This window comes from Streptosporangium sp. NPDC004379 (genome assembly GCF_042873875.1).
Taxonomy (GTDB): Bacteria; Actinomycetota; Actinomycetes; order Streptosporangiales; family Streptosporangiaceae; genus Streptosporangium.
Window position 1 is genome coordinate 53,472 of record NZ_JBIAMC010000021.1, and the last position, 23,810, is coordinate 77,281.

The 23,810-nt window shown below is 73.1% G+C and carries 20 protein-coding genes and 1 pseudogene; 12 read left to right on the plus strand and 9 right to left on the minus strand.

What is annotated here, in order from left to right; translation table 11 throughout:
* The first annotated feature begins 2 nt into the window (after nt 1-2).
* Together ACFYSC_RS32495 and sigJ are read left to right on the plus strand one after the other, a co-directional pair.
* A complete protein-coding gene (locus ACFYSC_RS32495) occupies nt 3-647 on the plus strand; it encodes a LuxR C-terminal-related transcriptional regulator (RefSeq protein ID WP_389969234.1) in 645 nt (214 codons plus the stop codon).
* Nucleotides 648-768: 121 nt separating this feature from the next.
* Nucleotides 769-1,704, plus strand: coding sequence for an RNA polymerase sigma factor SigJ (gene sigJ, locus ACFYSC_RS32500; RefSeq protein ID WP_389969236.1), 936 nt, complete (start codon nt 769-771; stop codon nt 1,702-1,704).
* A gap of 47 nt (nt 1,705-1,751) precedes the next feature.
* Here the strand turns inward: sigJ and ACFYSC_RS32505 are convergent, their stop codons facing one another.
* From ACFYSC_RS32505 to ACFYSC_RS32515, 3 genes are read right to left on the minus strand one after another with little or no spacing between them, the layout of a single operon-like run.
* On the minus strand, nt 1,752-4,244 hold the full coding sequence (locus ACFYSC_RS32505; protein WP_389969237.1) for an FtsX-like permease family protein: 2,493 nt from the start codon (nt 4,242-4,244) through the stop codon (nt 1,752-1,754).
* A complete protein-coding gene (locus tag ACFYSC_RS32510) occupies nt 4,241-4,933 on the minus strand; it encodes an ABC transporter ATP-binding protein (RefSeq protein ID WP_389969239.1) in 693 nt (230 codons plus the stop codon). Before ACFYSC_RS32510 ends, ACFYSC_RS32505 begins: the two co-directional genes overlap by 4 nt.
* Entirely contained in the window at nt 4,930-5,442 is a 513-nt protein-coding gene (locus tag ACFYSC_RS32515) for a PadR family transcriptional regulator (RefSeq protein ID WP_389969241.1), read from the minus strand. The genes ACFYSC_RS32510 and ACFYSC_RS32515 overlap by 4 nt, the downstream gene beginning before the upstream one ends.
* 207 nt (nt 5,443-5,649) lie before the next feature.
* Between ACFYSC_RS32515 and ACFYSC_RS32520 the strand changes: the two genes are divergently transcribed.
* The 4 genes from ACFYSC_RS32520 (at nt 5,650) to ACFYSC_RS32535 (ending at nt 9,026) form a co-directional block, all read left to right on the plus strand.
* On the plus strand, nt 5,650-6,492 hold the full coding sequence (locus ACFYSC_RS32520; RefSeq protein WP_389969243.1) for a helix-turn-helix domain-containing protein: 843 nt from the start codon (nt 5,650-5,652) through the stop codon (nt 6,490-6,492).
* 74 nt (nt 6,493-6,566) lie between these two features.
* Nucleotides 6,567-7,178 carry a dihydrofolate reductase family protein gene (locus ACFYSC_RS32525; RefSeq protein ID WP_389969245.1) on the plus strand — a complete coding sequence of 204 codons (612 nt, stop codon included), beginning with the start codon at nt 6,567-6,569 and terminating at the stop codon, nt 7,176-7,178.
* 130 nt (nt 7,179-7,308) lie between these two features.
* On the plus strand, nt 7,309-8,196 hold the full coding sequence (locus tag ACFYSC_RS32530) for an alpha/beta fold hydrolase (RefSeq protein WP_389969247.1): 888 nt from the start codon (nt 7,309-7,311) through the stop codon (nt 8,194-8,196).
* A gap of 23 nt (nt 8,197-8,219) precedes the next feature.
* The gene (locus ACFYSC_RS32535; RefSeq protein WP_389969249.1) at nt 8,220-9,026 is read left to right on the plus strand and encodes a MerR family transcriptional regulator; all 807 of its coding nucleotides are present in this window, start codon (nt 8,220-8,222) and stop codon (nt 9,024-9,026) included.
* A 202-nt stretch (nt 9,027-9,228) separates the two neighbouring features.
* On the opposite strand, the gene ACFYSC_RS32540 is transcribed toward ACFYSC_RS32535, so the two are convergent.
* Complete coding sequence (locus ACFYSC_RS32540) at nt 9,229-11,346, minus strand: hypothetical protein (RefSeq protein ID WP_389969251.1); 2,118 nt, start codon at nt 11,344-11,346, stop codon at nt 9,229-9,231.
* Nucleotides 11,347-11,413: 67 nt separating this feature from the next.
* Nucleotides 11,414-12,283 (minus strand): LysR family transcriptional regulator, encoded by an 870-nt coding sequence (locus tag ACFYSC_RS32545; RefSeq protein ID WP_389969253.1) that lies wholly within the window; start codon nt 12,281-12,283, stop codon nt 11,414-11,416.
* Nucleotides 12,284-12,360: 77 nt separating this feature from the next.
* On the opposite strand from ACFYSC_RS32545, the gene ACFYSC_RS32550 reads away from it, so the two are divergent.
* From ACFYSC_RS32550 to ACFYSC_RS32560, 3 genes are all read left to right on the plus strand, one after another.
* Complete coding sequence (locus ACFYSC_RS32550; RefSeq protein ID WP_389969255.1) at nt 12,361-13,062, plus strand: hypothetical protein; 702 nt, start codon at nt 12,361-12,363, stop codon at nt 13,060-13,062.
* A gap of 58 nt (nt 13,063-13,120) precedes the next feature.
* Nucleotides 13,121-13,537 (plus strand): NUDIX domain-containing protein, encoded by a 417-nt coding sequence (locus ACFYSC_RS32555; RefSeq protein ID WP_389969257.1) that lies wholly within the window; start codon nt 13,121-13,123, stop codon nt 13,535-13,537.
* Nucleotides 13,538-14,063: 526 nt separating this feature from the next.
* Entirely contained in the window at nt 14,064-16,736 is a 2,673-nt protein-coding gene (locus ACFYSC_RS32560) for a tetratricopeptide repeat protein (RefSeq protein ID WP_389969259.1), read from the plus strand.
* Between the two features lie 220 nt (nt 16,737-16,956).
* Here ACFYSC_RS32560 and ACFYSC_RS32565 read toward each other — a convergent pair whose 3' ends face one another.
* Both ACFYSC_RS32565 and ACFYSC_RS32570 read right to left on the minus strand, forming a co-directional pair.
* Nucleotides 16,957-17,784, minus strand: coding sequence for a hypothetical protein (locus tag ACFYSC_RS32565; protein WP_389969261.1), 828 nt, complete (start codon nt 17,782-17,784; stop codon nt 16,957-16,959).
* 266 nt (nt 17,785-18,050) lie between these two features.
* Nucleotides 18,051-19,304 carry an MFS transporter gene (locus tag ACFYSC_RS32570; protein ID WP_389969263.1) on the minus strand — a complete coding sequence of 418 codons (1,254 nt, stop codon included), beginning with the start codon at nt 19,302-19,304 and terminating at the stop codon, nt 18,051-18,053.
* A gap of 87 nt (nt 19,305-19,391) precedes the next feature.
* Here ACFYSC_RS32570 and ACFYSC_RS32575 point away from each other — a divergent pair, with 87 nt between their 5' ends.
* Nucleotides 19,392-20,402: a DUF5937 family protein gene (locus tag ACFYSC_RS32575; protein ID WP_389969265.1), complete on the plus strand. Its 1,011-nt coding sequence runs from the start codon at nt 19,392-19,394 to the stop codon at nt 20,400-20,402.
* A 154-nt stretch (nt 20,403-20,556) separates the two neighbouring features.
* On the opposite strand, the gene ACFYSC_RS32580 is transcribed toward ACFYSC_RS32575, so the two are convergent.
* Nucleotides 20,557-21,447 carry a helix-turn-helix transcriptional regulator gene (locus ACFYSC_RS32580; RefSeq protein WP_389969267.1) on the minus strand — a complete coding sequence of 297 codons (891 nt, stop codon included), beginning with the start codon at nt 21,445-21,447 and terminating at the stop codon, nt 20,557-20,559.
* A 133-nt stretch (nt 21,448-21,580) separates the two neighbouring features.
* On the opposite strand from ACFYSC_RS32580, the gene ACFYSC_RS32585 reads away from it, so the two are divergent.
* Together ACFYSC_RS32585 and ACFYSC_RS32590 are read left to right on the plus strand one after the other, a co-directional pair.
* Nucleotides 21,581-22,504: an SDR family NAD(P)-dependent oxidoreductase gene (locus ACFYSC_RS32585; protein WP_389969269.1), complete on the plus strand. Its 924-nt coding sequence runs from the start codon at nt 21,581-21,583 to the stop codon at nt 22,502-22,504.
* 56 nt (nt 22,505-22,560) lie between these two features.
* Nucleotides 22,561-22,725: pseudogene (locus ACFYSC_RS32590) on the plus strand (NAD(P)-binding domain-containing protein); the annotation flags it as partial.
* A 15-nt stretch (nt 22,726-22,740) separates the two neighbouring features.
* On the opposite strand, the gene ACFYSC_RS32595 reads toward ACFYSC_RS32590, so the two are convergent.
* Nucleotides 22,741-23,724 (minus strand): zinc-dependent alcohol dehydrogenase family protein, encoded by a 984-nt coding sequence (locus tag ACFYSC_RS32595; RefSeq protein WP_389969271.1) that lies wholly within the window; start codon nt 23,722-23,724, stop codon nt 22,741-22,743.
* Between the last annotated feature and the right edge of the window lie 86 nt (nt 23,725-23,810).

The following is a 23,810-nucleotide window of genomic DNA, read 5'->3' on the forward strand; positions in this document are numbered from 1 at the left end:
CCATGCGCATCGTGATAGCCGAGGACGCGGCGGTGCTCAGGGACGGGCTGTGCATGCTGCTCACCTCCCGGGGTCACGAGGTCGCGGCCGCCGTGGGCGACGGTGAGGCGCTGGAGGCGGCCGTGGCCGAGCACCGGCCCGACGTCGCCGTGGTGGACGTGCGCATGCCGCCCTCCCACACCGACGAGGGACTGCGGGCCGCGCTCCGGGTCCGCCGCGCCCACCCGGGTCTGGGCGTGCTGGTGTTCTCCCAGTACATCGAGACGCGCTACGCCGCGCGGCTGCTCGCCGACGGCGCTCACGGGGTGGGTTACCTGCTGAAGGAGCGGGTCGCCGACGTCGGGGACTTCCTGTCCGCCCTCGACCGGATCGCGGCCGGGCAGACCGTCCTCGACCCCGAGGTGGTCACCCAGATCATGGGCGCCGGTCATCGCGCCGAGGCGCTGGCCGCGCTCACCCCCCGGGAACGCGAGGTGCTCTCCCTCATGGCCGAGGGGCGTTCCAACAACGCCATCGCCACGGCGCTGTTCCTGTCGTACGGCTCGGTGGAGAAGCACGTGGCGCAGATCTTCACCAAGCTCGGCCTGTCCCCGTCCGACGGCGACCACCGCCGGGTGCTGGCCGTCCTGCGCTATCTGCAGGGCTGACCGCCGGGTCCCGCAGGCCGCGGGGCCCGGCGGGCTTTCCGAACAATCCGGCCTCACATTCCGCGGGGCCGTCTCGTCGGTCCCGTGAGACGCCGACGCACCGAGGAGAGCCGGGGGCACCATGACCATCCCGTCCGGGCCGGGAGACGGCCGGCCCGATCCGGGCCTGAACGCGATCATGAGCGAGCGGCGTCAGCTGATCAACCTCGCCTACCGGCTCCTCGGCTCCCTGGCCGAGGCCGAGGACGCCGTGCAGGAGACCTACGCCCGCTGGTACGCGATGCCCCTCGAACGGCGGGACGCCGTCGAGTCCCCGGGGGCCTGGCTGATGAGGGTCGCCGGCCGCGTCTGCCTGGACGTGCTCGGCTCGGCGCGGGCCCGGCGGGAGCGGTACGTGGGGCAATGGATCCCCGAGCCGCTGCCCGACCGCGGCGAATGGCCCGGCGGGCGGCCGGGCGAGATCGCCACCGACCCGGCGGACCAGGTCACCCTCGACGAGTCGGTCACCATGGCCTTCCTGGTCGTGCTGGAGGCGATGACCCCGGCCGAGCGGGTCGCGTTCGTCCTGCACGACGTCTTCCGCTACTCCTTCGCCGAGGTGGCCGAGATCGTCGGCCGTACCCCGGCGGCGTGCCGTCAGCTGGCCTCCTCGGCCCGCCGCCGCGTCCGCGCCTCCCAGGCCCCCGTCACCCCGGTGGCCGACCGGACCGGCGTCGTCGGCGCCTTCAGGAGGGCGTGGGCGGCCGGCGACGTCGACGCCCTCATCTGCCTCCTGGACCCCGGCGCCACGGTCGTCGCCGACGGCGGCGGCGTCGCCAGCGCCCTGCTGCTCCCGGTCGAGGGCGCCGGGCGGATCGCGCGCGCCTTCGCCGGCATCACCGCCGGGGTGCCCGGCCTGACGTTCCTGGAGCGTACGGTCAACGGCCAGCCCGGCCTGGTGGTCCGGCACGACGGCGTCACCGTGGTGGTCGTGGCGTTCGAGGTCGCGGGCGGCCGGATCACGCGCATCTGGGCGGTGCGCAATCCGGAGAAGCTCCGGCCCTGGACCGCGGGCTGACGCGCCGCCCGTCCGGGGCCACGGCCGCGGGCGGTCCGGGGCCGGCGTCACACGAGCCGGCGGGTGACGGGCGTCCTGACCCGGGTGACCAGCGCCGCCGCGGTCGCCAGCACCGGCAGGCCCACCACCACGGCGATCACGAACGGCCACGGCACGGCGATCGTGGCGGGATCCCCGGCGCCGTGCGTCGTCATCGGCCGGCTCAGCGCCACGCCCGTCACCGTTCCGGCGGCCAGCCCCACCAGCGCGCCGAGCCCGGAGATGTAGAGGGCCTGACCGGCCACGACCGCCCGCAACGTCCGGGGCGGGGCGCCGACGGCCGACATCGCCGCCCGCTCGGGCCCCATGTCGGCCGACGCCAGGCGGGTGGCGGCCAGCGTGCCGCCGACCACGAGGACGAGGGCGCCCGCGAGCCAGCCCCACAGCCCGGGTTCGGGCAGGTTGCGGTAACCCTCCTCGGAGGCGACCGTCACCCGGGGGACCACCCTGGTGAGATCGCGTCCCAGTGTCGAGTCGGCCGGCAACCGGTGCATGGCGTAGAGCTGGCGCTCCACCGTCGAGAAACCGGACCGCTCGACCAGGGCGCGCGGCAGCAGGGCGCCGCCCTGGTGCTCGTCGGCGGGCGTGGCCACCACCGCGGGCACCTCCAGCTTGCGCGGGGGGCCGCCCGTGGAGCCCGCCCGCAGCGCCAGCCTGCCGTTGCGCACCGCGGCCGCGTCGAACACCACGGCCTTGCCGCTCGCCAGCGCCGCGGCCGCTCGCGGATCGTCGCGGCCCTGCAGGAGCCTGAGCAGATCCCGGTCCCCGACGACCACCGTGCGGCGCTTCCGTATCCCGTTCCACCGCACCGTGTACCGCAGCGCGTAGCGGTGGCCCTCGGCGTCCCTCACCTGGTGGCCGGCGGTCAGCGGTACCCCCGGCAGCAGACGCTCCGCCTCGGCGCGCAGCCTGTTCCAGGTGGCGTCGCCCATGCTGCCGCCCCAGATCGCCAGCATGCCGGTCGGCCGGGCCGAGGTGTAGGCGTCGCGCTGGTCGGTGTACGCGCTGTGGGCGCCGATGCCCACCGCCACGACCGTGGCCGTGACCGCCATGACGGCCGCCACGGCGCTGGCCGTACGGGATCGGTGGCGGACCGCGTCGCGGACGGACACCCTCAGCGGGAGCCAGAGCCGCGCGGCCGGCCGTCCCGTGCGGCCGATCAGCCACGGCGTCAACGCCACCAGCCCGAGCAGGATCGGCACCGCGGAGGCGGACACCCACATCGAGTCCGGCTGACGCCGCGCCACCACGGTCGCCCCCAGCCCCGCCAGCACCAGCACGGCTCCGGCCAGAGGCCATCCCGGTCGGTCGGCCGTCGCGGGCGCGCGGCCGGCCAGCACGGTCGCGGTGTCCTGCCGGGCCGCCTGCACGGCGGGCACCAGCGCCGCCACGAGCCCGGCGAGAAGGCCCAGCGCGGCGACGCCGAGGACCGGCGGCCACGGCACCTCCGGCGGGCCGACCCGTCCTCCCCAGCGCGCCACGATCGGGGCGCCCAGCGTTCCGGCCCCGATGCCCAGCGCCGTCGCCACGAGGGTGGCCGTACCGCCGAGGACCAGCCCGTCGGCCAGCACGATCGTCCGCAGGTGCCGGGCCGAGCCGCCCTGCGCGGCGATCTCCGCCAGTTCCCGGCGCCGCCTGCGGAGCCCGACCGCGAAGGCGGGCCCGGCCAGCACCACGGTCTCCAGCACCACCATGATCACCATGGCGCCGAGCCCGACCGCCTGCCGGGCGCCGAGGTCCGAGGCGCGGACCGGGGCGTTCGCCGGGTCGGTGAGCGTGACGCGGGAGGTGACGGCCAGGCCGGCCTTGTTCAGCGCGGGCACGTCGGCCCAGGTCACCGGCTTGGGCGTGTCGGCGAGCCAGCCGGTGCCGTAATGGTGCGGAGACCAGAGCTCATCCGGCGTCTCCACCGGGATGTCCGGGCCCACGACCCGCTTGAGCGACGGCAGGTGCGGGTGCTCGACCACGCCCGTCACCGTCAGCGGCGCCGCGCCGGACGGCCGCAGGAGGTCGCCGGGCCGCAGGCCGAGCGCGGGGGTCACCGCGACCTCTCCGGTGGCGGGGAGCCTGCCCTCGCTCAGCGTCAGCATCCCCCGGGTGAGGGGGTCGCGCAGGTCGGTCTCCAGCGCTTCGACCCGCTCGCCGTCCAGCCGGAGCACGCCGGTGCCGAAGGGGATCAGCCGGGTTCCGGGTCCGAGCAGCGCCGTCACCTCGGCGGCGGTCCGGGGCGCGGTCTTCTCGCCGTCCGTCCTCCAGCTCGCCCCGCCGGGCTGCTGCTGAAGCTCCGTGCCCGCGGGCGTCTGGACGAGGCGGACGTCGGCCGCGCCGAGCTCGGCCGTCAGCCCCTCCCGCGGGGTGACGCTCATGGTCTCGGTGAGGGTGAGCAGCGTCGTGATCACCAGGACGGGCAGGCCGATCATCACCATGATGAGCGCGCTGCGTCCCCGGGAGCGCCACGCGGTCCGGCGGGCGATGCGCAGCGCGGCGGCGACGGCGCTCACCGGGCGCTCGCCAGCGGCACGTCCGTGGAGTCGGCGATCATCCCGTCGCGGAGGAACACCACTCGGTCGGCCCAGGCGGCGTAGCGGGGCTCGTGGGTGACGAGCAGGACCGCCGCGCCCGCGTCGCAGCGGGCGCGCAGCACCTGCATGATCTCGTCGCCGGTGCGCGTGTCGAGCGCGCCGGTCGGCTCGTCGGCCAGCAGCAGGCGCCGCTCGCCGACCAGGGCGCGGGCGATCGCGACCCGCTGGCGCTGGCCGCCGGACAGCTCGTCGGGGAAGCGGTCGGCCAGGTCCGCCGCGTCGACCTCCGCCAGCACGGCCACGGCCTCCTCGCGGGCGGGGCGTGACCGCACGCCGTCGAGCTCGCGCGGCAGCATGACGTTCTCCGCCGCCGTCAGCGACGCGATCAGGTTGAGGTCCTGGAAGACGTAGCCGACGCTGCGGCGCCGCAGTGCCGCCAGGTCGCGCACGCCGGCCAGGTCCCGCCCGTCGACGTGCACCGTCCCCGAGGTGGGCCGGTCGAGCCCGCCCGCGACGTTGAGCAGGGTCGACTTACCGGACCCGGACGGGCCCATGACCGCGACCAGCTCTCCCGGCTCCACCTGGAGGCTCACGTCCCTCAGGGCGTGCACGGCCGTCGCCCCCTCACCGTGGACCCTGGCCACCCCGGCCAGCCGTACGACCGTCATCTTCGCTCCTCTTCGAGAACGGCCTCGCAGTGGTCCAACCACCGTTGTTCGGCCTCGACCTGGAAGATCATGGAATCGAGCACGAGCCGCTGGGCCGCGCCCTCCGTGGCGGCCCGCTTGGCTCTGGTCAGCCGCTGGAGGGCCGTCATGGTCGCGGTGCGCTGCCTGCGGATGACGTCGGCGACGTCCACCTCCCCGGCGGCGACGGCCATGGCCAGCTTGATGACCAGCTCGTCCCGCGGCCGGTCGGACTGGACGACGGGGGTGCTGAACCATCGCGCCATTTCCGTCCGGCCGGCCGCGGTGACCGTGTAGACGACCCGGCCCTGCTCGTCCGGCTCCCCCGGCGCGACCAGGCCGTCGCGTTCCATGCGGGACAGCGTCGTGTAGACCTGGCCGATGTTGAGCGGCCAGGCCGCCCCTGTCGACGCCTCGAACTCCGCGCGCAGCTGATAGCCGTGCCGGGGTCCCCTACTGAGCAGGGCGAGCAGCCCGTGCCTGATGGACACAGATACTGAGTATGCATATTCGGTATGCATTTCTCAAGCGGATCCGCCGTATTCGCATGGGAACGGGGCGTTCCGCGCCGCCGTCCGCCGCCGTCCGCCGCCGTGCCCACGCCGGGCGAGCAGCCGAAATGTGATCTCCGCCGCCCGGCGGGGCACCCGTGGCTCGTGAACCCCCGAGGCCAGACGCCCATCGGCCACACTGACGCGATGGAATACGTCGCCCGGGTGCCCCCGCCGCCGCTCGACCGGTTCATCGACGACATCTACTGCCTGACCGGGACGCCGCGCCACCGCCGGATGAACGTCCCGCCGATGCCGTCGGCGTACCTGTTCGTCAACCTGGGCGGACCCGTCCGCCTGTGGGACTCCGACCCCTCGACGCCGCCGGCGACGCTCACCGACGGGTGGTTCATGGGCGTGTGGACCAGACGTTTCCTCTTCGAGTACCCCACACCGGTGCGGCTCGTCGGGGTGCACTTCAAGCCCTGGGGACTCTCGCCGTTCGCCGGCGTACCGGCGGCCGAGCTGCGGAACCGGTGGGTGCCGGTCGACGCCGTCTGGCGGCGGTCCCTGGACCGGATCCGCAACCGGGTCGGCGGCCTCGCATCGGCCGCCGAGGGGTTGCGGGCAGTGGAGGAGGAACTGCTGTCACGACTCGCCGAGCCGCCGGCGCGCGGTCTCAACCTGGTCCGGCACACGGGCGGCCGCCTGGAGACCACACACGGCGCGGTCCCGATCGCCGCGCTGACCGACGCCGCCGGGGTGAGCGGCACCCACCTGGCCGCGCAGTTCAAGGCCCATGTCGGGGTCACCCCCAAGCGGGTGGCGCGGATCTACCGTTTCGCACGGCTGATCGTGTCCGTGGACGCCCTGGGCCCGGTCGACTGGCCGCGGCTCGCCCAGACGGCGGGCTACTTCGACCAGGCCCATTTCATCAGGGAGTTCAAGGACTTCACCGGCCACACCCCGACGGACTACCTGGCCCTGCGCCGCCGGTTCCCCGCCGAACGGGGGTTCCCTCCGGACAGCGGCCCGATGCCCGCCGATTGATTTTTTACAAGCCCGCCGGCCTGCGAGGGCGGAAGGATCGGGGGCGAACGCGCGAGAGGACTTCGGGAGACCCTGTGGGAAAAGTGATCATGCACAGCGTGATGTCGGTGGACGGCTTCATCGCCGACGAGAACGACGACGTCGGGCCGCTCCATGACTGGTACTTCAACGGCGAGGCCCCGGTCACCGAAGACGACGGCCGGGGATACGACCATTCCGGCTCAGGAAGCCGCGTCAAGGTCCCACGCGCGTCGGCGGAGTACGTCCGGTCGACATGGGAGACGATCGGCACGACCGTGATGGGCCGGCGCCTGTTCGACCTGGTGAACGGCTGGGAGGGGCGGCCGCCCGCGGGCGACCACATCGTCGTGGTGTCCCATCGGCCCAAGCCCGAGGGCTGGCACCCGGAGGCGTCGTGCCATTTCGCCGGCGATGTGACGGCCGCGATCGACCGGGCCCGGGAACTCGCCGGGGACCGGACCGTCGCGGTGAACGCCGGCGAGGTGGGCGGCCGGATCCTGGAGGCCGGCCTCGTGGACGAGGTGGCGATGGACGTGGTGCCGGTGGTGTTCGGGTCGGGCAGACGCTACTTCGGCGACATCGACGGGCGGCATCTGCTGGAGGACCCCCACGTGGTCATCCAGAGCGAGGGGGTGCTGCATCTGAGGTTCCGGGTGCGCCGCTGAGCCCCGGGGGACGCGACGCCGGGTTCTCCGCCGGAGGAGCCCGCGGCGCGTGAGCCCGGGGCCGGGACGCGGACGTCCTGTCACCGCGCCGCTTGACCCTGACGCAGCGTCAGGCTCCCAGCATGGCGGCATGAACAAGAGAACCGAGGCGATCGAGGTCGCCGGACCTCATGAGCGGTACGGCGAGCACGGCGACGAGGGCGTGCGGGCAGGAAGAGACGGCGGAACGACACGACACTTCACGATCCACCATGACGGCGTCACCATCCCGGTGTCCCGCGGCGGCCGGGGACGACCGCTGGTCCTGTGCCCCGGACTGAACTCGACGCAGGCCGGCCTGCGCGAGCTGACCGGGCTGCTGCGGCGCGACCACGACGTGGTGACCTTCGACCTGCGGGGCCACGGCCTCGCCTCGGCCGCCGGCCGGTACTCCTTCGACGCCTTTCTCAGCGACCTCGCCACGGTGATGGCGGCGCTGGGAAACCTGGGCCTGTCCGCGGCGCCCGTGCTGGTGGGCTACTCGCTGGGCGCCGACCTGGCCGTGCACCACGCCTCCGCGCATCCCGGCTCCGTCGCCGGACTCGTTCTCATCGACGGGGCGAACCCGGTGCCCGAGCCGTTCGTCACCGATGCCGTCCTGCCGGAGTTCCGCGCCATGTGGGAGGACATGGCGACCCTGCGGGAGGCCGAGCGGGGCACCGCGCGTCAGGTGCTGCTCACCGCCCAGGAGATCCTCGACGTGAACCTTGAGATCGACGCGGTGCGCGCCGGGATCCTCGACCGCTACAGGAGGATCGACCGGCCGATCAGCATGATCATGTCGACCTCGATGGCCGGCGACGGCGGCGAGGGGCACGCACCGCGGTTCAACCGGAACTGGCGCGCGGGCATCGAACGGCTCGTCCGCGAGCACCCGGACATCGCCGTCTCCTGGATCGACGCCGACCACGGACTGGTCTTCACCCACGCCTCGGAAATCGCCCGGATCATCCGGGGTGTGCGCCAGGCGCGTCCCTGAACTCCCCGTAGGAGACTGGTGCGATGCTGACCATCGGCGAGCTGGCGTCGTACACCGGGGTGACGGTGCGCACGGTGCGGCACTATCACGCCAAGGGGCTGCTGCCGGAGCCGGAGCGGGACCACTCCGGCTACCGCAGATACGACGCCGGCGCCGTGGTCGAGCTGATCAGGATCCGGACGCTCGCCGAGGCCGGGGTCCCGCTCGCACGGGTGCGGCAGCTGCTGCGGGCCGGCGAGGAGGAGTTCGCCGCGGCGGTCGCGGAGATCGACGAACGGCTGCGGACGGAGATCCGGCAGCGGCAACGGCACCGCGAACGGATCGCCCGGCTCACCTCCGGGGACGGCCTGGCGCTGCCCCCGGAGGTGGTCGGGTATCTCGGCCGGCTGCGGGCGCTCGGGGTCGACGAGCGGATCGTCCGGGCCGAGCGCGACGGCTGGATCCCGCTGGCCGCGCGCTCACCCGAACGGGTCCCGGAGTGGATGGCCCGCAAGCGGGAGCAGATCGCCGATCCACGGCTCGTCGACTTCTACCTCGCCCTCGGCCAGGCTCTCGACCGGGCCGATGACGACCCGCGGCTGGCCGGACTCGCGGAGAGGCTGGCCGCCTACCTCACGTGGCTGGCCGGCGAGCACGGCGAGGACTACATGGACGACACCGATATCGAGCCGTCCCTCGTCGAGCTGATGGACAGACTGGCCTTCGACACCGTGCCGGCGGCACGCCGGCTGATCGAGCTGCTGAGCCGGCGAGGCTGGACGGGCTGGACCAGGCTCGAACGCGTGCCCCCGGCTGACACCGAGACGGAGGGAAAGGGCGGCCGGTCGTGAGGGGGGCCCGGGAGCTGAGAGCACCAGTAGGCCCATGGGCCTACCTGGAATCGAACCAGGAAGAAGGAAGCCCCCGAATGGCCTCACGGCCGGTGTGCGAGGAAAGCGGGAAGACTGGAACCGTCGGCAGGAGGCCGAAACCTGCCTGCCGATCCAAAGAAGGTGGAAGGAAGCCCTCCCATGGCCTCGCACCCCGACCGTATCAGGCGGGGATCAGTTCGTGCAGGGTCCCGGGCGTGTACACCCGCGAGCCCGGCGGCAGTCCGGCCGGCGTCTCCAGCCCGATGTAGGTGGTGTGGGCGGCCGTCGAACCCCGGGCGCGCAGCAGATCGGTGAGATACCGGACCCGCAGGTAGTCGCGCTCCACGATCGAGCGGGTCAGCAGCGAGGTGGTCACCCGGTTGCCCTCCACCTGGTTGAAGTGCGGGAACCCCTTCAGATAGAGGTGCAGCCACTTCACCCGCCACCGGCCGTCGTCACCGCGCAGCAGCACGAACGGCAGGGCGACGCGGCCCGACCCGCGCAGGTCGGACTTCATCCGCACGGTCCGCGGCTCGAACGGCCGGCCCTCCTGCGCGGCGTCCCTGGTCATGTACCCGAAGAACGCCTCGGCGGCCTGGTCGAACGGCTCTCCCGCGTAGACGTTCACCTGCGGGATGATGATCGGCCGGGTCGCCTCCGCCAGCCTGACGTCGATGAACTCCGACGCGCCGTCGGGCGCCTGGGTGAGGTCGCCGGAGTAGGCGGCGAAACCGTTGCCGTAGTTCGTCCACGAGATGTGCTCGGGGTCGCCGTAGGAGGCGTCGAGCATGAGGGCCGACAGGTCGTAGTCGGTGCGCCGCGCGGTCTGCCGCCAGTGGACGAAGAACCGGAACAGCTCGCCGTCCACCGGCGACAGCGAGCCGCGGGGCAGCACGCCGATCCCGGGCGCGACGGCCTTGCCGGACAACGGCAGGGCGACGTCGAGCACGTCGGGGTCGACGATGAGCTCGCCGGGGTCGGGGAGGCGGCGGGTGATCTCCTCGTCCAGGACGGCGAGCGCCCGTGTGACGACCTCCTCCGCGAGCGGCGGGCGGGTGTCGGGCGCCGTCCACGCCCTGCCGTGCCGGTTGGCGAAGACGCGGCCCGCGGCGGGGGCGATCCGGTTCTGCAGGTGCTCGCGCAGGGACAGCAGCACGCGGCCGGAGGCGCCCGCGGCGGCCTTCTCCGCGGCGTCCAGCACGGCGGACGCGGAACCCGCCCGCAGCAGGTGGTCCAGGCGGCGCAGCAGAGCGCCGGGCGCGTTCCCCAGCAGCTCGACGGCCTCGGCCGTACGGCCGGCCGACAGGGCGGCCTCGACGCGCCCGTCGAGGCTCACCGCCCGGCGCTCGCCCCTGGCCACCTCGAAGACGCGGGCGGCACGCGCCAGGTGCGGGTACTCGTGGGGGTGCAGCCGCTCGCCGAGCCGCTTCCACCGTTCCCGGTGCCGTGGCACGTCGCCGAGCGCGGACGGGGAGGCGACGGTGTCCAGGGCCTCGAGCAGGATCCGCCGCTCGGCGCGGCGGAACGAGCGGAACCGGGTGGGCACGGCCAGCGTGACGTCGCCGCCGGAGCAGCCGCAGGCGAGCCGGAGCACGTCGGTCACCGTGTCGACGAGCAGGGGCCGGCCGGCGGCCAGCCGTACCTCGTTGAGGACGGCGCGGTTCTCCCGCACGGGGATGCGCTCGGGCTGCTCGGGCCGGTCGGCGCAGAACCCGGCCAGGGCGCGCAGCGCCGTCAGGTCCTCGGCGGCCAGGGGCGTCTCCGCGCCCGCCAGCGAGAGGTAGAGCGCGGACGCCTCCGCCTCCAGGCTGCCGCCGAGCTCCAGTACGGTCACCCGGTCGGCGGCCAGCGGGACCAGCTCGGCGTGCGCGGCCAGCAGGTCGGCGTAGGAGTGCCGGTAGCGGCCGTAGCCCGGCAGGGCCAGCAGGTCGAGCGACGGCGGCCGGCCGCCGTCGGCGGTGACCGGGTCGAGCAGCGCCTCCCGCATCAGGCCCGCCCAGAACTCCAGGGTGTCCGGCACGTTCGCGGGGAAGTCGATGAAGTATGCGTTGTGCCGTACGTGGTCGCCCACCAGCTCACGGACGGCGGCCAGGATCCGCACGCCCAGGTCCACCACGGTGGCGCCGGGCAGCTCCGCCAGGCGGCCGAGCAGGGCCGGCGAGCAGGTGAAACCGACGCTCAGCAGCGCCGCGTCGAGCTGGCGGGCGGCCGTCTCCCCCCAGCCCGGCACGGCGCCGGCGGGAGCGTCCAGGGGGACCCGCAGCCGCCGGGTGATGATGAGCCTTTCAAGATTGTCCACGCCCGCACCCTATGACGGCGAACATCGCTTCTCTCCGGGTTTTTCGTGATACGCCGCAGGGGCCCGGTCAGGCGCCGAGCCGGTCGGCGACGGCCCGCACCTCGCCGGAGGCGAGCGGGTCGCACAGCATCTCCACCCGGTGCACCAGGCGCGGCGCCGTCAGCGGCACCGCCGTCAGCGCTCCCGCTCCCGCGTCGGCCGCGGCCGACGCGGGCAGCAGGGCGAGGCCGTGCCCGGCGGCCACCAGCTTCAGGACGGTGCGCAGGTCATGGCCGTCGTAGCGGAACCCGGTCCGAAAGGCGCCGCCGCCCGCCACCTCGCGCAGCCGCTCCACCGGCACGAAGGCGGGGGCGTGCAGCCACAGCGCGTCGGCCAGGCCGGCCAGCGCGAGCCCCCGCCCGCCCGCCAGCGGATGCCGCGCGGGCAGGACCACCACCAACTCCTCCTCCGCGATCCCCACGCCGGTCGGCGCCCCCGTGCCGGCCAGGCGCAGCGGATCGCTCGGAGCCGCGATCCCGTCGGCGAACCCCAGGTCGGCGTCACCGGAGGCGACCTCCTCGGCCACGCGATCGCGGTCGGCCGTACGCAGCGTCACCGCCGGACCGCCCGGCTCCAGGGCGCGGACGACCGCCGGGACCAGCGCCAGAGGGGAGGCCGTCACGGTCAGCCGCCCGGCCGGCCCGGCGGCGGCACGCAGCACGTCCGCGCGGGCCGCCCGGTGCCGCAGCAGCAGCGGCCGGGCGTGCTCCAGCAGCCGCTCCCCCGCCCGGGTCGGCGCCACCGGACGGCGGCGCAGCAGCGGCAGGCCCAGATCGGCCTCCAGCGCGGCGATCTGCTGGGACACCGCCGACTGGGTGTAGCCGAGCTCCTCGGCGGCGGCGGAGAAGGACCGGCGGCGGACGACGGTCACGAACGTGCGCAGCAGATGCGGATCCACGGCGCATCAGTATCACTTATCGCCGCAGCAGGAATCATCGTTGGCCCTCATCGGCGGGCGGCGGTCAGGATGGGCGCGTGACCATCGCGAGAATCGCCCTGGTGGGCGACAGATCACCCGCCGTCCAGGCCCACACCCGTGTCCCCGCCCTCCTCGCCGCGTTGCGTGAGCGCGACGGACTGACCGTGGACGCCTACTGGATCCCCACCGACGAGGCCGAAGGGCTGGAGGGGTTCGACGGCGTCTGGATGCTGCCCGGCAGCCCCTACCGCAGCGAGGCCGGCGCGGTGAACGCCGCCCGCACCGCCCGCGAGAACGGCATCCCGTTCCTCGGCACCTGCGGGGGCTTCCAGCACACCCTGCTGGAGTACGCCCGCGACATGCTGGGCCTGCGGGTCGCGCACGCCGAGAACGACCCCGGAGCCGGGGAGTTCCTGCTGGTCCCCCTGGCCTGCTCGCTCGCCGGCCACGAGGAGGAGGTACGGCTGGAGCCGGGCTCGCTGATCGAGAGGATCGTCGGCGCGGACCGCACCGTGGAGAAGTACTCCTGCGGCTTCGGCCTCGACCCCGCCTACGTGCCGGTGCTCGAAGAGGGCGGGCTGAGGTTCACCGGCCGCGGCGCGGAGGGGGCCGTACGGGTCCTGGAGCTGCCCGGTCACCCCTTCTTCCTCGCCACCCTCTTCCAGCCGGAGCTGGCCGGGGACGGCGGCAGGCCGCATCCGGCCATCACCGCGTTCGCCTCCGCGGCCGTCGCCCACGCCTCGGCTCACGCACGGTGACGGGTGCCGCCAGGACGCGCCTTGTCCGCGGCGGATCCGCATGGGTGAGAATGTGCCGATGACGACCTCCGCCGACGCCTCAGGTCCGGTCCGGATCGTGACGGCCGTTCTTCGCGACGGCGATCGGGTGTTGCTGTGTCATCGAAGCGCCGCACGCCGTTGGTATCCCGACGTGTGGGACCTGCCGGGCGGTCATGTCGAGGAGGGGGAGGATCCGAAGGAGAGCCTTGTCCGCGAGCTCCGGGAGGAGCTGGGGATCACGGCGCCGGAGCCGTCCGGCCCGCCGATGCGTCGGATCCTGACCGCGGCGTTCGACATGCGGATCTGGCTGGTCGACGGCTGGAACGGAACACCCGTCAACGCCGCGCCGGACGAGCACGACGCTGTGGCGTGGTTCGAGACGTCCGACCTCGGCGGCCTGCGTCTCGCTCATGAGTCGTATCTCTCAATGCTCACCGCCGTGCTTGTCACGTGACGCCGCCCGGAAGCCTGGGGTGCGCTCGGCTGCGGATCCGCGTACTCGCCCCGGCCCGATTCATGATCGACCGGGGCCGCTATCGGGTCGCCCGCACCGGCGTCCCCCTGCCCGCCGAACCCGCCCCGCGGCAAGAAGACGGTGACCGGGAGGGCGAGCTGCAGGTACGGCCGACCACCCAGCGCATCTTGGCCGCCCGCCTGCGCGACGACCGCCCCGAGGGCCAGATCGGGGGGTGGGCTGGCGGTGGCGCCTCCGAGGGGAATACCGGACAGTGCGGCGGTTCTGGCCGGTCAGAACCGCCACATATACCAGTTCGTGACAAGTCTCAGCGACCGGGATCGGCCCGGGTCGAATTTCACGCGGTGCCCGCTAGGTGACAATGTCAGTAACGGGTTCGTGACACCTTGACGCGGTATCGGCCGCAAACGGCAATCTTGGAAGGGTGTCGACTTCCCCCGCCTCGCAGCCCCAGAGCACACCTCCGACACCGGTCCGGAACCGCCGACGTCGGGCGGTGACGGCCGTGGGCGTGACCGTGTCGGTGCTGGCGCTGACCGTCGGGCTGGTGGGGTTCTTCGCCGACCCGCTGCACCTGCCTGATGCGGTGCTGGACGTGCTGGATAAGCGGGCTAGCGTGCTGAGCCTGTTCGTCGGCGTCGCGAGCCTGGTGGTGGCCGGAGTGGGGTTGCTGACCCAACTGCGCGAACAGGCCACGCCGTCATCCGATGCGCCCGCCGTACCTGCAGCATCCTCCTCGGGGCCGGGGTCGCCGGTGGTGGGCGGGGCGATGGCGGGTGGCATGGTCGTCGGGCAGGTCTCCGGCGGTACGGTGACCGGCCCGGGCGGCGCCGCAGCCGGGGCGGAGCGGGCGGTGGCCGTGACCGGCGACCTCACCGCCGGAATGCTCATCACCGGCGACGGGGCCACGATCACCACGACGACCGCCGAGGTGCGGCCGCCGCTGCCGCCCGCCGACGCGGTGCAGGTGCCGGTGGGCGGGCTGGCCGGGCTGCCGCGCCGCCCGGCGGGAGTGTTCGTCGGACGGCAGGAGCAACTGGGGCAGCTGGAGGCGGCGCTGCGCTCCGGCCCCGGGGTGATCACCCAGGCGGTGGTCGGGCTGGGCGGGATCGGCAAGAGCGAACTGGCCCTGCAGTACGCCGAGCGGCACCAAGGCGCCTACCGGCTGGTGTGGTGGATCACCGCCGAGATCCCGGAGCAGATCCAGGCCGGGCTGGCCGGGCTGGGCCGGGCGCTGTGCGCGGGCGTAGCCTCCACGGCTGCGGCCCAGGCGCCGGCCGAGGAGGCCGAGGCCTGGGCACTGGCCTGGCTGGCCGCCCATGACGACTGGCTGGTGGTCTTCGACAACGCAGCGGATGCCGAGGACCTGCAACCATACCTCGGTCGCCTGCGCACCGGACACGTGCTGGTCACCAGCCGCCGCGCCGTCGGCTGGCGGGACGTCGGTGAGGTGCTGCGGCTGGAGGTGCTGCCGCGCGCCGAGGCGGTGGAGCTGCTGCTGGAGATGATCGGCACCGAGACCACCATTGACCGGGCGGTGGCCGGGGAGCTGGCGGCGGAGCTCGGTGAACTGCCGCTGGCGCTCAAGCAAGCCGGCGCCTACCTCGCCGCCACCCCCGGCATGGACCCGGCCACCTACCTGGACCTGCTGCGCACCACCCCGGCGCGGGCACTGAGCGCCGATCCACGGCACGATGCGGCGACCGACCGGGGCGTCACCCGGGTATGGCAGGTGACGTGTGCGCGGATCGAGCGGATCAACCCACGGGCGATGCGGCTGCTGCACGTGCTGGCCTGCTACGCCCCTGATGACCTGCCGTGCGAGGTGCTGACCGGGGTCGAGGGTACCGACGCCGCCGCCATCGCCGACGCCCTGGGAACTCTGGCCTCCTACAGCATGATCAACCGATCGCGGGATGGGCAGGCGGTGAGCGTCCACCGCCTGGTCCAAGCCGTCACCCTGGCCGCCCTGCCTGATGACGCCCGGACCGTTACCCGCGCCGTCGCCGCCGACCTGCTGCAGGCCGCACTGCCCGACAATCCCGAGCACATCTCCTCCTGGCCGACCTACGCCCGGCTATTGCCACATGCCCAGGCTGTCCTGGACGCCGGCTCCGACGCCATGAATGCCGTCCTTATCTACTTGAACGCCAGCGGCGACTACCGCACCGCCCGAACCCTGCAACACCGCCGCTACATCGTGCTGAACCACGCCCTTGGACCTGAACATCCGGAGACGCTGGGCGCCCGGGTCAACCTGGCGTTCCTCACGGAGAGAGCGGGGGACACGGCAGGTGCCCGGGAACAGCTCGCGGCACTGCTGCCCGTATTCGAGCAGGTAATGGGCCCAAAGCATCCGGGCACGCTGATCGTCAGGATGCACCTCGTAGCTGTCACTGGGAGGGCGGGGGATGCGGTCGGTACTCGGGATCGATACGCGGCCCTGGTGCCAGTTGCCGAGCGGGTACTGGGTCCGGAGTATCCGGAGACACTGACCATCCGAGCCGACCAGGCGTCCTGGACGGGGCAGATGGGGAATGCGGCAGGCGCCCGGGACCAGCTCACGGCACTGCTGCCCGTATTCGAACGGGTAATGGGTCCGAAACATCCAGAAACGTTGAAGGTCCGGGCAAACCTGACGTCCTGGACGGGAAATGCGGGAGACGCGGCAGGCGCCCGGGACCAGCTCGCGGCACTCCTGCCGACATTTGAGCAGGTGATGGGTCCGAAGCATCCGGAGACGTTGACGGCGCGGGGCAATCTGGCGTCCTGGACGGGAAATGCGGGGGACGCGGCAGGCGCCCGGGACCAGCTCGCGGCACTCCTGCCGACATTTGAGCAGGTGATGGGTCCGAAGCATCCGGGCACACTGATGGCTCGGGCCGGCCTGGCGTTCTGGACGGGAAAGGCGGGGGACGTGGCCGGTGCTCGGGATCGGTACACAGCCCTGGTGCCGGTACTTGAGCGGGTGCTGGGTCCCGAGCATATGGGCACAATGACCGCCCGGACCAACCTCGCAGCCGTGACGGCAGAGGCGGGGGATGCGGCCGGTGCCCGAGACCAGTACGAGGCGTTGCTGCCGGTGCTCGAACGGGTAATGGGTCCGAAGCATTCGGAGGTGTTAGCTGCCCGCGCCAGCCTTGCCCGGTGGACGAAGGAGGCTGAGGAGCGTCTCTGAAACGGTGGTGATCTCAAGGGATCAACGCATCACCGCTGTTCAAGATCTCAGCGTAGACCTCCGCTGGAATGGTGATCCGTCTCAGCGCGGCAGTTGCTGCGCCTGGCTGGTTCGTGGTTCGCGCAGTTCGGGGATGTGGTTGTACAGCGTTCCCGGGCCGACGCCGAGCAGCTTGGCGCCGGGCCAGGTCGTGGCCGTCCCGGCGGCCTGACGTGCCCGCTCAGTCGCCGAAGGCCCGTACCGCCGCGGCGATCGGCTCCAGTCCCGCGGCCAGCTCGTCGAGCTCGTCCGCACTGAGCACGCCGTACGCCGGCGCGGCCAGCTCGTCGGTGAGCGCCTCGATCCGCCGCTTGGTCTCCCGGCCGGCGTCGGTGAACCCGCCGGCGGCGTCCACGAGGCCGCGGCCGCGCAGCCCGTCGACCACGGCGGCCAGCCGTGCCTTGGGCAGGTGGTGGATCCGGCCGAACTCCTCCGCCCTCATTCCGAGGGAAACGGCCATGAGGACGTGGGACTCGGTGCCGCCGATGCCGTGGGCGAGAAGGGCGGCGTTGTGGCCGTCCCCGCGGTGCTCCCGCAGGAGCGTCGCCGCGTGCCAGAGCCTGGCCACCGGCTCCTCGGGCACGTCGAGCGCCCGCAGCCCGGCGTACAGTGGCCGGCCCTCGGCCGGCGCGCTGACCGCCGCCCGGGTGGCGAGGTCGGCGGCCCGCACCAGGCCGGGCGAGTCGGCGAGCTCTCCGATCATCTGCCGCAGGGCGGCGGCGCTGCCCCGTTCGCGTACGGTGATCGCCTCCTGCGGGGTGACCTTTCCCCACACCCAGGGGATGTGGCGTGCCACCTCGCCGTCGGCGAAGTTGTAGAAGACCGCGTGTACCACCGCGGCCGGCGCCGGCCCCAGCGGTGCGGCCCGGCCCGCGAAGTATCCGTCCCAGTAGTCGCGCATGCCGAGGGCCAGGAACGCCTCGTTCACCACCTCGGAGAAGGTGACGGTGGCGATCGGCTCGACGAGCTCGAACATGCGGCGGATCCTGGCCTGTGGGTGCTGCTGCATCGGTCGGCATCTCCCCTGGTCGTGACAGCTGATCGTGACAGCCGGTCGTGACGGCGCCCTCGTGGGCGACCGTTCACCCTGACTACGAACGACGCGGCCCGGATACGACAACCCCGGTCGATTCCGCCGGGCGGCGCCGGGGTGTCACCCGGACTCGACGCCGTAGCGGCCGGCCGCATCGACCGGGCCGAGGACGGACAGCGTCCCAGACGCCGTCGGCCGTCCGGACGCGAGGACACCGGTGGGCCGTATCCCGCGAAGCCGGGTCACGCCGGACCCTCACCCGCAGGAAGGTCGCGCAGCGTCCGCAGCGGTGAGCACACGATCGGCAGGCAGCTCACCGCCAGCACGCCTGCCCCCGCCCACAGCGCCGCCCGCACCCCCGCCAGCTCGCCGACCAGGCCGGACACCCCGGCGCCGATCGCCAGCGCCCCGGTCAGCAGGAAACGCATCGTCGCCCCGACCCGGCCCAGCAGCCGATCCGGGGTGACCCGCTGCCGGTAGCTCACCTTGATCACGTTGCTGACGCCGACCTTGACGGTGAGCACCGCCCACGCCGCCCCGGCCGCCCACAGTCCGGCGCCGCCGTCCAGCAGCGGCACCAGCGGCAGGAAGGGCACGATCCCGACGCTGGTCAGCAGGATCAGCCGCCCCTCCCCCAGCCGCGTGCCCAGGCGGCGCGCGGCGGCCGAGCCGAGGAGGGAGCCGGCCCCGCCCGCGGTGAGGAACGCGCCGAGCCACAGCGGGGACAGGCCCGGTTCCCGGACGAACAGCACGGGCAGCATCGTCAGGACGATCTGGCTGCCCAGGTTCGTCAGCGCGCCCTCGGCGGTGAAGGCCCGCAGGATCGGGTGGCGAGCCACCAGCCGGACCCCCTCGGCGATGTCGCGGCCCAGGCTCGCCCCCGCCGTACCGGGCCGAGGCTCGGGGCGGCGGATGGAGCGCAGGCACAGCGCCGACCACAGGAAGCTCAGCGCGTCCACGGCGATCGCCACCGGGACCGACAGCAGCTCCACCAGCAGGCCGCCGACGCCCCGGCCGGCGAGCTGGTTGGCCGCGTCCATGCTGACCAGCGCGGTGTTGGCGGCCGTCAGCCGTCCGGGCCCGACCAGGTGCGGCAGGTAGCTCTGGTCGGCGACGTCGAAGAACACCGTGGCCGCCCCGCACAGCAGCGCCACCGCGTACAGCTGTGCCAGGGTCAGCGCCCCCGCCCACCAGGCGAGCGGCACCGACCCCAGCAGTACGGCCCGCGCCAGATCGGCCGCCACCAGCACCGGCCGCCGCCGCACCCGGTCCACCCAGGCCCCCGCGGGCAGGCCGATCAGCAGGAACGCCAGGGTGCTCGCCGCCGCGAGCGCCCCGACCTCCGCGGGCCCGGCGCCGAGCGCCGTCACCGCCGCCAGGGGCAGCGCCAGCTGCCCGATCGAGGTGCCCAGCCTGCTGGCCGCGGCCGCGGCGAACAGCCGCCGGAAATCGGCGTCGGCGAACACCGCGCCGCCGGACGTCGTCGAAGTCGTCATGCGCCCGACCCTGCCGTCGACTCCCGGTCCGCTCCATCGATTCGCGCTGGAGCGAATCGGCCGGTGCGCGGTACCGTTCCGGCTCCGATGGAGGGCTGCCGGAACGCCTACGAGGAGGGCCGCGGCGTGCTGCGACTGGAGTTCGGGCTGGCCGATCTGGCCTGCACGCGGTTCGCGTTCTCACCCCTGTGGGAGGTGGTGGCGAGCACGCGGGTGCTCAGGAGCCCCGGCGAGCACCCGCTGCACCGCCCCTGGACGTCGGCCGTCGCACCCAGGCTGCGGGCCGCGGGCGTCGACTGGGGCATGCTCGCCGAGCTGGTGCCGGTGCCCACCCGGGTGATCCCGGCGTTCGTCTGCCCGCCGCCGGTCACCACCTCGCCCGGCCTGGAGCTGGAGCTGGCGACCATGCGCGCCACCCCGCCCGAGCGGGTCCGCGCCGACCTCACCGGGATGGACGGCTCCCGCCTGGCCGTGCTGCGCGAGGACCCCGTACGCGGGCTGGCGGAGCTGTCGGAGGTGATCCGTGCCTACTGGGACGTGGCGCTGGCACCGTACTGGCCGGGCATCCGCGCCCTGCTCGACGGCGACATCCTGCACCGGGCCCGGCTGCTTGCCGAGGGCGGCGTGGGCCGGCTGCTCGACGACCTGGACCCGGCCGTCCGGTGGGAGGACGACGCCCTGTTCGTCAGGCACCGGCACGTGTCGGACGAGCGGAGGCTGGGCGGGCGGGGGCTGCTGCTGGTGCCCTCGGTCTTCATCTGGCCGCGGGTCTTCTCGGTCACCGTCCCGCCGTGGCAGCCCACGCTGCGTTACTCGCCGCGCGGGATCGCCACGCTGTGGGAACACCGCCGGACCGAGGTGCCCGAGGCGCTGGCGGGGGTGCTCGGCCGCTCCCGCGCGATGCTGCTGGGCGAGCTGTCGGCTCCCGCCTCCACCACCGAGCTGAGCCGGCGGACCGGCATGTCCATGGCCGGGGTGTCACGGCACCTGACCGCGCTTCGCGCGGCGGGGCTGGCCGGCGCGCACCGGTCGGGAAGGTTCGTGCTCTACGCGCGCACCGAGGCGGCCGAGGCCCTCCTCACCGGGCCGCCGCGCTGAGCCGGCGCCCTTCCCCCGCCGAGCGCGACGCCCGGCCGCACCGGCCTGCCGTTCCTCGGCCCGCTCCTGCTCCGTCGCTGATATCCGACCACGGGATCAGTGACGGAAACTCAGAACAGCGGTGCGGCTGCCGGATGTGTGTCGTCCGCGGTTGTCATGGCCTGGTGCGCCGGGGGACGGGTCGGGCGGTTGTAGCCGGTGTACCGGTGACGTGCTCGGGGGCGTACATGCCGGCGAGCAGGCGCAGGCGTTCCTCGGAAGCGCTGCCCGGCTCCGCATGGTACATGATCAGCGTCTGCCCGCCTGTGCCCGGGACCAGCAGCTTTTCGTAGCGCAGCTCCAGAGGGCCGGCCTGGGGATGCAGGAGCAGGCTGGTGCCGCTGGCCTTGTGCTTGACATCCTGCCGGGCCCAGAGCCTGCGGAACCGCTCGCTGCGCAGGGAGAGCTCACCGAGGATCTCGACCAGGCGCGGGTCGTCGATGTCCGCGCCGACGACGGAGCGCAGATAAGGGACGACCCGGGCGGTCATGTTCTCCCAGTCCTGATGGAGCTCCCGCATCTCTGGTTCCAGGAAAGCCGCGAGGATGCCGTTGCGGCCCGGGGCGTTGAACGGTGAGAGGGCGATGGCGAGGCTGTTGGCGGCCAGTACGTCCATGTACTTGCCGTGGACGTACGCCGGGGTGAGCGGCCACGTGTCGATGAGGGCGCGGATGCCCTCGCCGACCCTCTCGGGTTTGCGGGGCCGTTTGCGCCGAGCTCTCGCCGGTGCGGCGATCTGCAGCAGGTAGGCCGTGGCCTCCTCGTCCAACTGCAGTGCGCGGGCGATGCTGCGCAGGACCTGCTCGGAGGGGTTTTTGTCGCGGCCCTGCTCCAAGCGGTTGTAGTAGTCGGAGCTGATTCCCGCGAGGAAGGCGACCTCCTCGCGGCGCAGCCCGGGGACGCGCCGGTTGCCTTGACCCAGAACCCCGGCTTCGTCGGGCTGGACCAGTTCCCTGCGGGCGCGCAGATATCGGCCCAGTGTGTTGGCGTCTCCGGCGGCGGTCATGTTTCCAGGTTAGGAGGCATTTTCGGTTCTCTGGGAGGCCCTGCCGGTCCCAGTCTCAGCCCGTCCTGGTCCGCCTGGCGGCGTTCGGCGCAGGATGACGGCAAAGTCCGAGCACCAGGGAGGAATACGTCACATGTCCCAGCTCTTCACCACCCCGTTCGACCGCACCAGCACCGCCTCCGATGTGATCGAGGGCGTCGACCTGTCCGGCAGGCGGGTGGTCGTCACGGGGGCCAACTCGGGCATCGGTGTCGAGACGGCCCGTGCTCTGGCGGCCGGCGGCGCCGAGGTCACGCTCGCCGTGCGCCGTTCCGACGCCGGCGAGCAGGCCGCGACAGAGCTGCGCAAGACCACCGGGAACGACGCGATCCACGTCGCCCGCCTGGACGTTTCCGACCTGGAGTCGGTACGCGCGTTCACCGCCGCCTGGCAGGGCCCGCTGCACATACTGATCAACAACGCCGGAATCATGATGCCACCGGAGCTCGAGCGCGGCACCGGCGGCCACGAGCAGCAGTTCGCCACCAACTACTTGGGGCACTTCGCCTTGAGCCTGGGGCTGCACCGCGCCCTCGCCGAGGCGGACGGTGCGCGCCTGGTCTCGGTGTCCTCCGGCGGCCACCTGTTCTCCCCCGTGGTCTTCGACGACATCGACTTCCGCTTCCGCCCGTACGACGCGCTCACCGCCTATGGCCAGTCCAAGACCGCGGAGGTCCTCCTGGCCGTCGAGGCACAGCGCCGCTGGGCCGGCGATGGCATCATGGCCAACGCCCTGCACCCCGGTGCGATCGCCACCAACCTGCAGCGGCATACCGGCGGCCTGAGGACGCCGGAGCCCTACCGCAAGACGGTCGAGCAGGGTGCCGCGACCAGCGTGTTCCTCGCCGCGTCCCCACTGGTCGAAGGAGTCGGCGGGCGCTATTTCGAGGATGTCAACGAGGCGCCGGTGGTCGATGCCCGGCCCACGCGATTCGGCGTTCCCGCCGTGGCCCGCTACGCGCTGGACCCGGCGAACGCCGAACGCCTCTGGGAGCTGGCGAGCGACATCGTCTGCTGAGCACGCTCTCCAGTCCTCGTTTCTCACCCGTACGACGAAAGAACATCGCAACGAAGGTGCCGATCAGGAAGGTCGGCTTCGTCGGTCTCGGCGACCAGGGCGCCCCCATGGCAGAGGCCATCGGCGAGCACGGCTTCGACCTGCACGTATGGACCCGGCTCCGCGCCTCCTTGGCGGCGGCGGAGAAGGTCCCGCACACCGTGCACGCCACGGTGGCCGAACTCGGGACGTCCGCCTCAGCCGACGTCGATCACGATCTTGCCGTGGAGGGCGCCGCTCTCCACGGCCGCATGGGCGTCGACGACGTCGGCGAGCGTGAAGCGCCTGGGGTCGAGCAGCGGCTTGAGCGCCCCCGCGTCGGCGAGCGCGGCCGCCTCGCGCATGATCTCGCCGTGGTGCTCCCGGTTCCGACCGGTCAGCATGGGCAGCAGGGTGAATACACCGGAGTAGGTCGCCCCGCGGAAGGACAGGGGCGCGAGGCTGTGGGTCCCCCAGCCCAAGGCGCTCACAACGTGACCTGTGTAGGTGCGTACCGCCGCAAAGGATGCGTCGAGCACGGCCCCGCCGACGGTGTCGAAGATGACATCGAAGCCCTGGCCGCCGGTGTGCTCGGCGACGTACTCCTCCACCGCGGTGGTGGTGTAGTCGATGGGGGTGGCCCCCAGGCGCTCAACGACCTCCAGCCGCGAAGGCGAGGTGGTAGCGAAGACCTCGGCGCCGCGGGCCCGGGCGATCTGCACGGCCACATGACCGATGCCGCCGGCCCCACCGTGGATGAGGACCTTCTGCCCCGGGCGGACCTGTGCCCGGTCGATCAGCCCCTCCCAGGCCGTGATGACGACCAGGGGCAGGGCCGCGGCCTCGCGCATGCTCAGCGCGGTCGGCTTGCGGGCGAGCAGTCGGGCGTCGACGGCCGCGTACTCGGCGAGCGAGCCCTGCAGATCACCGACGCCGCCGGTCATGCCGTAGACCTCGTCGCCGGGCGTGAAGTCGTTGACGCCTGTGCCGACCGCCTCGACCACGCCGGCCAGATCCAGGCCGAGGACCGCTGGTAGCGTGCGCTTGGCGTGGGCGGCCTTGTCCGCCCATATCTTGGTGTCCAGCGGGTTGACGCCACTGGCCATGACCTTGACCAGAACCTGGCCCGGGCCGGCGTCGGGCTTGTCGATCTCGCTGAGGATCAGCGGAGTGCCGAACTCTTGTAGAACCACTGCGCGCATGACTGTGCCTTCTTCTTGTCCTGTCAGGTGGGTGTGGGGCCGGGGGCGTCGGAGACGGCTGCCATGAAGGCCGGTGCCGCGTATGT

What these genes read in the sequence shown, in the direction of transcription:
- ACFYSC_RS32570 (WP_389969263.1), bottom strand. Translation starts at nt 19,304, where the DNA reads ATGACGACTTCGACGACGTCCGGCGGCGCGGTGTTCGCCGACGCCGAT.
- ACFYSC_RS32580 (WP_389969267.1), bottom strand. Translation starts at nt 21,447, where the DNA reads ATGACCGCCGCCGGAGACGCCAACACACTGGGCCGATATCTGCGCGCC.
- ACFYSC_RS32585 (WP_389969269.1), top strand. Translation starts at nt 21,581, where the DNA reads ATGTCCCAGCTCTTCACCACCCCGTTCGACCGCACCAGCACCGCCTCC.
- ACFYSC_RS32555 (WP_389969257.1), top strand. Translation starts at nt 13,121, where the DNA reads ATGACGACCTCCGCCGACGCCTCAGGTCCGGTCCGGATCGTGACGGCC.
- ACFYSC_RS32575 (WP_389969265.1), top strand. Translation starts at nt 19,392, where the DNA reads ATGGAGGGCTGCCGGAACGCCTACGAGGAGGGCCGCGGCGTGCTGCGA.
- sigJ (WP_389969236.1), top strand. Translation starts at nt 769, where the DNA reads ATGACCATCCCGTCCGGGCCGGGAGACGGCCGGCCCGATCCGGGCCTG.
- ACFYSC_RS32565 (WP_389969261.1), bottom strand. Translation starts at nt 17,784, where the DNA reads ATGCAGCAGCACCCACAGGCCAGGATCCGCCGCATGTTCGAGCTCGTC.
- ACFYSC_RS32510 (WP_389969239.1), bottom strand. Translation starts at nt 4,933, where the DNA reads ATGACGGTCGTACGGCTGGCCGGGGTGGCCAGGGTCCACGGTGAGGGG.
- ACFYSC_RS32535 (WP_389969249.1), top strand. Translation starts at nt 8,220, where the DNA reads ATGCTGACCATCGGCGAGCTGGCGTCGTACACCGGGGTGACGGTGCGC.
- ACFYSC_RS32495 (WP_389969234.1), top strand. Translation starts at nt 3, where the DNA reads ATGCGCATCGTGATAGCCGAGGACGCGGCGGTGCTCAGGGACGGGCTG.
- ACFYSC_RS32595 (WP_389969271.1), bottom strand. Translation starts at nt 23,724, where the DNA reads ATGCGCGCAGTGGTTCTACAAGAGTTCGGCACTCCGCTGATCCTCAGC.
- ACFYSC_RS32520 (WP_389969243.1), top strand. Translation starts at nt 5,650, where the DNA reads ATGGAATACGTCGCCCGGGTGCCCCCGCCGCCGCTCGACCGGTTCATC.
- ACFYSC_RS32530 (WP_389969247.1), top strand. Translation starts at nt 7,309, where the DNA reads ATGAACAAGAGAACCGAGGCGATCGAGGTCGCCGGACCTCATGAGCGG.